Source organism: Desulforhopalus sp. IMCC35007, assembly GCF_005116575.1.
Taxonomy (GTDB): domain Bacteria; phylum Desulfobacterota; class Desulfobulbia; order Desulfobulbales; family Desulfocapsaceae; genus Desulforhopalus_A.
On sequence record NZ_SWCN01000066.1, the window covers coordinates 1 to 1,576 of the forward strand.

1 protein-coding gene is annotated in these 1,576 nt (G+C 45.3%); it reads right to left on the minus strand.

Annotation, left to right across the window (positions count from 1 at the left end):
- Positions 1–179 precede the first annotated feature (179 nt).
- Positions 180–1,442 (minus strand): helicase-related protein, encoded by a 1,263-nt coding sequence (locus FCL48_RS25605; RefSeq protein WP_240744978.1) that lies wholly within the window; start codon positions 1,440–1,442, stop codon positions 180–182.
- Between the last annotated feature and the right edge of the window lie 134 nt (positions 1,443–1,576).

Below are 1,576 nucleotides of genomic sequence, written 5' to 3' on the forward strand. Positions count from 1 at the left end.
ACTGGGAGCATTTTGTGAGAAGACTATCCAAATATTCTTTGCAACGTTAATGGACACAGCACTTGATTCAGTAGGCATCGCAAAAAGTGAATTGAGAGTGCCTGAAACTTAATCCCGAAAGTTGAGTAATAAATGATAATTCCAACGCTTGAGCGGCCACCCGATAGAACCGTTGATTATCACTCCTCTTCATCGATCTTGCTGGGGGCAAAAGAGTCTCTCACTGAATCGCCAGTTTTGAGCCAAGAGCCGCAATATTTCAACACATTTGCAAAAGGTACCTGGGCAAGGCTCCCAAACAGTGGATTGGCCCGTAATAATTTGGCTGCCGAAACTGCTGGTGAGTTCAGACCACAGAGAAAACGCGCCTGCTGTCTCGGCTGTGATAACGCCTTTGGATATTCTTTGATCAATTGCGTCAAGGTGTTGATATCGTGAATTTTTATCTCTTTGTTTACCCTTTTCTTCACATGGGCAGGGGAGTCGCCAAGGCATATGCTACAATGTCCGCATTTGTCTATGGTTTCACCAAAATACTGAAGTAGATAGCTCGTTAAGCAACCATCATGCTGTGCGTAGTCGAGCATGTTTTGAATCCTGGCAATCTCCATCTGCTCATGCTCAAGAAATGTTGTCTGTAGATGAGTGCAGACGTCCTGACGATTTACATTTTCGTCAAGTCTTCTGAAACGTTGCCTGTAGCCACCCAGTTGGAGTTCAATAAAACCTTTATTTGCAAGATCGTCTAAAGCTCGGAGAATTACGGAACGGGTATGGCCGGTAGTGACGACTGCTTGGTCAGTGTCCAGTGTGGCCCATTTTTTTGCCATGGTGCAACAGCTGAACATCTTACGTAAAAAGGATGCTTGGTTTTCGTTATACTCCGACACAATTTCATCGAAGCTTGCAGCCGGGGCTAAGCGAATATTGCTGTAATAAAAACCTTCTGAGCGGATTATTTCCATAAGCTCCAGGCGGGTCAACAAGGTGTTCACAACAAGCGTGCGCATATCGTGCTCACGTGAAAGTTCGTAGGTAGAAACGTCAATTTCTTCCCCCTGATCAAGTATGGCATTGACGATGTCAACAATACTTTTTGCATCAGGTGTGTCACCATAGACAAAATTTTCAAGGGTTGTGCAGTCATCGGCGCAGGCGAAAAGTTCGCAAACCGAAGGTTTGCCATCACGGCCTGCTCTACCAATTTCCTGCATATAACTCTCAAATCCTTTGGGCAGATGGTAGTGGTAAATAGAGCGTATGTTGGCCTTATCTATCCCCATGCCAAAGGCAATGGTTGCACAAATAATTTCTATGGAATTATCCATGAACCCATCTTGTACCGCTGCACGGTTTTCAGCAGACATTCCCGCATGATAGGCACGAGCATTAAAGCCGTTATCCACAAGGCTTTGAGCGACTGTTTCTGCGTCACGCTGCAAGCTGACATATATCCTAAATTCCCGGGCTATTGTAACGATGCCGGTGGCGTGACACCCAATTTAGTATAAAGTTCAATCTGGCGTTTTGTGGTTTCTCCAATCTGAAGCTGTTGTCCCGGCACTTCAAAGCATTC